This window comes from Archaeoglobus neptunius, assembly GCF_016757965.1.
GTDB classification, from domain to species: domain Archaea; phylum Halobacteriota; class Archaeoglobi; order Archaeoglobales; family Archaeoglobaceae; genus Archaeoglobus; species Archaeoglobus neptunius.
On record NZ_JAEKIW010000019.1, the window covers coordinates 1 to 5,192 of the forward strand.

The 5,192-nt window shown below is 47.6% G+C and carries 5 protein-coding genes and 1 pseudogene; 5 read left to right on the plus strand and 1 reads right to left on the minus strand.

Going from position 1 to position 5,192, the window contains the following annotated elements; genetic code table 11:
* The 5 genes and pseudogenes from JFQ59_RS12260 to JFQ59_RS12280 all read left to right on the plus strand — a co-directional run.
* Positions 1 to 192, plus strand: a pseudogene (locus JFQ59_RS12260) (AMP phosphorylase); the annotation flags it as partial.
* On the plus strand, positions 193 to 1,311 hold the full coding sequence (locus JFQ59_RS12265; protein WP_202320798.1) for a citrate/2-methylcitrate synthase: 1,119 nt from the start codon (positions 193 to 195) through the stop codon (positions 1,309 to 1,311). It abuts the pseudogene before it with no gap.
* A 38-nt stretch (positions 1,312 to 1,349) separates the two neighbouring features.
* On the plus strand, positions 1,350 to 1,874 hold the full coding sequence (rplJ, locus tag JFQ59_RS12270; RefSeq protein WP_202320799.1) for a 50S ribosomal protein L16: 525 nt from the start codon (positions 1,350 to 1,352) through the stop codon (positions 1,872 to 1,874).
* A gap of 34 nt (positions 1,875 to 1,908) precedes the next feature.
* Positions 1,909 to 3,306 carry a cobyric acid synthase CobQ gene (gene cobQ, locus JFQ59_RS12275; protein WP_202320800.1) on the plus strand — a complete coding sequence of 466 codons (1,398 nt, stop codon included), beginning with the start codon at positions 1,909 to 1,911 and terminating at the stop codon, positions 3,304 to 3,306.
* 47 nt (positions 3,307 to 3,353) lie between these two features.
* Positions 3,354 to 4,700, plus strand: a complete 1,347-nt coding sequence (locus tag JFQ59_RS12280; protein ID WP_202320801.1) for a S1 family peptidase — start codon at positions 3,354 to 3,356, stop codon at positions 4,698 to 4,700.
* 61 nt (positions 4,701 to 4,761) lie between these two features.
* Here the strand turns inward: JFQ59_RS12280 and JFQ59_RS12285 are convergent.
* Positions 4,762 to 5,192: DDE-type integrase/transposase/recombinase (locus JFQ59_RS12285; RefSeq protein ID WP_202320802.1), on the minus strand; the 431-nt coding region annotated here is incomplete at its 5' end.

Here is a 5,192-nt window from a genome sequence, read left to right on the forward strand (position 1 = left end):
CCGAAAGATAAGGGAGCGGGTGTATTCGTCCACAGGAAAAGGGGTGAGGTCGTTAAAGCCGGTGACCCGCTCATCACCATTTACGCAGAGAAAGAGTGGAAGCTTACCAATGCAATTGAGGTTGCAATGGTCGAAAGACCAATTGTCGTGTCGGGAATGGTACTTGAGGTTTATGGGAGACGGGGTGTTTGAATGAAGGATGGGCTTGAAGGTGTGATTGCCTGCCAGACGAAAATTTCAAGAATAGAGCTTGTTAACGGTAAAGCGGTACTTGAGTACAGGGGATATGATATAAGGGACCTCGCAAGAAGGGCCAGCTACGAGGAGGTAGCATATCTACTCATTTACGGAGAATTGCCGAAAAAATACGAATTACAGGATTTTAAAATTGAGCTGGCAGAAAGGAGGGACCTGCCGCCTCAGATTATCGGGCTTCTAACACATCTTCCACCTTACACTCATCCAATGGTCGTTTTAAGAACCGCTACAAGTTATCTCGGATCTCTTGACAGGAAGATAGATGTCAAAACGAGAGAAGAAAACCTGGAAAAGGCCAAGAATCTGATTGCGAAGTTTCCAACAATAATTGCGTACTACCAGAGAATAAGGACTGGCAGGAACATCATCCAGCCAACACTCGAGCTGAGCCATGCGGCGAATTTTCTTTACATGCTGAATGGGGAAATGCCGAGCAGGACCGCTGAAAAGGCACTCGATATGGATCTTATCCTCCATGCTGAACATGAACTCAACGCCTCGACCTTTGCTGCAAGAATTGCCGCCTCAACTCTTGCTGACATGTATGCCTGTGTTGTTGCCGCTACAGGAACCTTGATGGGCCCCCTGCACGGTGGTGCGGCTCAGGAAGTGATGAAGATGCTCAGAGAGATCGCAACGCCCAGGAGGGCGGAGGGTTACGTCAGGAAGAAAATAGAGAAGGGTGAGAGAATAATGGGATTTGGACACAGAGTCTACAGAGGCGTCATGGATCCAAGAGCGGAACTCCTCCGAAGGCTCGCAAAGAAACTTGCAGCAGAGGGAAGCACAAAATGGTTTGAGATAAGTGAGGAGATCGCAAAAGCAGCGTACAAACACAAAAAGCTCTTACCAAACGTTGATTTCTACTCCGCCAGTATTTATGCCAATCTCGGAATTCCCGACGACCTTTTTGTCAACATATTTGCCATGGGGAGGATATCGGGCTGGCTTGCACACATAATCGAGCAGTACGAAAACAACAGGCTGATAAGACCGAGAGCAGAGTACGTGGGGGAGAAGGAGAAAAAATTTATTCCCATCTCTGAAAGGTAATGGAAAGATTTATTTGACATAAGGCGGGGTGGGGGGTTATGGCAAGAAAACCAGCGAGGATGTGGAGGAGGCTCGAAAGGCCGTACACCAGGATCGAGTACATCGATGGTGTGCCAGGAACGAGAGTCAGGATGTTCGACATGGGTAACAAGAGTGCGGACTTTCCAGTGATGGTTACGCTTGTAGCAAAAGAAGCTGTGCAGATAAGGGAGAATGCCCTCGAAGCAGCAAGAGTTGTAGCTAACAAGTACGTTTCAAGAAGGGCTGGAGCAAGCAACTACAAGCTCAAGCTCCGCATATATCCGCACCACATTCTGAGGGAGCACAAGATGGCCGTTGGAGCTGGAGCTGACAGAATTTCGCAGGGTATGAGGGCGGCTTTTGGGAAACCTGTTGGTAGAGCGGCGAGGGTTAAGCCCGGGACAAAAATAATGTCTGTATGGGTGAAGCCTGAACACTTTGAGGTCGCAAAGGAAGCTCTGAGAAGGGCTGCGATGAAGATGCCCACACCCACTAAAATTGTTGTTGAGAAGGGTCGTGAGCTGCTTAAGGGTAAGGTATAAGTAAAATTTTTTTGACTCAGATACACTTTTTCTGATGCAATCCATTATGGTGGGAGGAACTACCAGCAGTGCGGGAAAAAGTCTGATAGCTGCTGCTATCTGCCGGATTCTCGCAAAGAGGGGTTATGACGTTGCCCCCTTCAAGGCTCAGAACATGAGTCTGAATTCCTACGTAACCGAAAACGGCAAGGAGATTGCGATAGCCCAGGCGTATCAGGCATTTGCTGCCGGAATTGAACCTGATGAGAGGATGAATCCCATACTTCTAAAACCAAAGGGTAACTTCGTGTCCCAGCTTGTTGTGATGGGCGAGGCTGTAGGAGATATTGACTCACGAAAGTACTACAGCAAAGAGATCGTGTGGTTGAGAAGAGTGGTGGAGGAGGCATATACCAGTTTAGCTGAGGAGTTTGAGGTAGTTGTTATTGAGGGTGCAGGTGGGATGGCTGAGATAAACCTCTATAACAGAGATCTGGCGAATATACACATTGCGAGGTTTGCCAGACCGGACATTTTGCTGGTGGGTGATATAGACAGGGGTGGGGTTTTTGCGTCCCTCTTCGGCACCTTCTCCCTCCTGCCGGACGACATCAGGGGAATGGTGAAGGGTTTCATAATTAACAGGCTGAGGGGGAGAGAGGACATTCTCCAGAGCGGAATCAAAAAGCTGGAAGAACTTACGGGGGTTGGAGTGCTTGGAGTTCTGCCGTTTGTTGAATACAACTTTCCGTCGGAAGACTCGCTGAACATCGAGGAGTGGGGGAAGGATGGGCCTGTTGGCATCGTAAAGCTGCCGAGAGTCTCCAACTTCACGGACTTCGAACCCATAAAGCCGATTGCGAAGTTTCTCGACCTGAACTGCGGGCTGGAGGAGTGTGAGGTCGTAATCATACCCGGCACGAAGGACACCATTGCGGATCTTGCCGAGCTCAAAGGATCGAGGCTGGGGGAGGAAATAGTCAGAAATGCAGGGAAGATTCCGGTAATTGGGGTGTGCGGTGGGTACCAGATTATGGGCAGAGAGCTGATTGACTGCGGTGTTGAGCATGCAAAAGTTAAGGTTAAAGGACTCGGTTTGCTGGAAGCAGTCACAAAGTTTGAGAACTTCAGAAAGAGAACCGTTCAGGTTAAAAAGAGGGTGAACGGCAACGCCGTAATCCTCGATAGAATTGCCGGACAGGAAGTGTGGGGGTACGAGATACACAAGGGCGTTACGGAGTCATCCAGACCCATCTTTGAGGATGAGGGGTGTGCGAGCGAAGACGGAATGTGCTGGGGGACTTATCTGCACGGCCTCTTCTGGAATGAGAACGTGGTAGAGGCATTGGGTAAATACTTGGGGGTTAGGATCAGGATGCAGGAAGAGTGGGCGGAAGTCATTGCACGGGAGGTTGAGAAGAGGCTGGATCTCGGTTTTGTTGTTCGGAGTTAACCGAACGGTTTCGTATGTTTTTTAAATAGAAGATCCAAGATCGCCTTATGCTTAGAGCTGTGTTAGCAGTAGTCCTGATCTTGGGTGCCGTTGCGCCGACTTCCGCCATTCCAAGTATAGGCGAGCTGAAAGCGGACAGATCTCTTTGCAGTAACGCTACAGAGGAGTACTATGTGTACGATAATGGGAATTGGGTTAAGAAAAAGGAACCGGTTGACTGGTGGATGTGCATCGATGTTAAAGGCATAAGGGCAGACTACAACTCGGCAGCTAAGAAGGCAATTGAGCTGAAGAGCATTGGAAAGGATTCGCCTTACTACGGTGGAGAGTGGATAGATCCTAAGAGGGGGATAGTTTTCGTTGTTGTGACCGATGAAAGGGTTGCTGAGAGTTACAAGGGGAAGAACGTTGTGGTTGTAAAGGGGAAGTACAGCTATGGAGATCTGTACAGGTGGAAGAGGGAGCTTGGCAAAGCTCTCGCCAATGACATTGTTATGGGAAATATATTGTCAATGGTTGGCCCAGATGTGCAGCGAAATAAGGTATTTGTAGGAATTAAGCTGATAAACGATACAACGCTGGACAGAATAAAAATACTGGCAAAGAAACTTGGAATACCGCTTGATGCCATTGTTGTCGGGAAAGCAGAGATATTTTTACCGGACATTACTAAATCCCCTAAGAAAAGCGTAAAAATCTCAATTTCCGAAGTAAAACTTTCCCGAACGGACAGAATACGCCCGTTGGTGGGAGGGATAAAGATACAGTCTCGGAAAATATGTACTCTCGGTTTCATAGCTGTCAGAAATGGTGTGGAGGGATTCGTTACAGCAGGACACTGTGGAAATGTGAGTAACGCAGTATATCAGCCGGAATTTACCGGAAATTTCAGAGAGGATCTGGTTGGTAGGATTGCTGCCGATCCAGGAGGTCCGAGGTACAGCGACGCCGTGTTTGTCGAAAATCCGATAGTCAATTCTATATTTAGGATTTTCAACGAGCATAATCCATCGAAGCATTATCCAGTATTCAGTGAAATGCAAGCTCAAAGCGAGGGCATGTATGTGTGCAAGGGTGGAATTACAACAGGGGAGACGTGCGGTTGGATTGAGGAAGTAGGTTATGACATAATCGGGACATATCCAGAATACGGAACCATTTACGATCAGGTTCTTGCTACATATGTAAGCAAAGAGGGGGACAGCGGAGGTCCTGTTTACTATGATCCACTCGATACGTGGATAAGGAATTGGTGTATTGACAGGTACGGAGTAAAATGTGTGGATATCTACGGGATACAAGTTGCATTAGCTTCGTATGGATCCAGAACTTACAGTGTTTACAGCCCGATAAGCGGAATAGAGCGAGACCTCGGAAACCTGCGAACAAGATAGCTCCTTATTTATTTTTAAGTGATACAAGCATGAGTCCAATATGTGATATCCCGAAATAATTTCACTCTTCAAACAACCACCTCCCGTACTCAAACACCCTTTCAGCAGGCAATTTCCTGAGAAAAGCCTGATAGGGAGTCCCAAGTTCATCAAAATTCAGACTCATGTGTGGCTTTACGTAATTATACCACTCAACGAACTCCTCCACTGAACCAAACAGGTTAAGCTTCTGCTCCATCAAGCCGAAGAACCTCTCCACCTTCCCGTTGGTTTGAGGATGGTTTACTCTCGCCAGAATATGTCTAACTCCATTCTCGGCCAGAAACTCCTTAAACCTGTGCTTAGCTTTCTCTCTGCTCTTTGCAGCAACGAATTGAGTTCCGTGATCGGTTAGGATTTCATCAGGTATGCCGTATTCAGCAAATCCTTTCCTGAGAACTTTGATTGTGTTCTCAGTTGTAGCGGAATTGAATAGCCCGTAACAAGTAATGA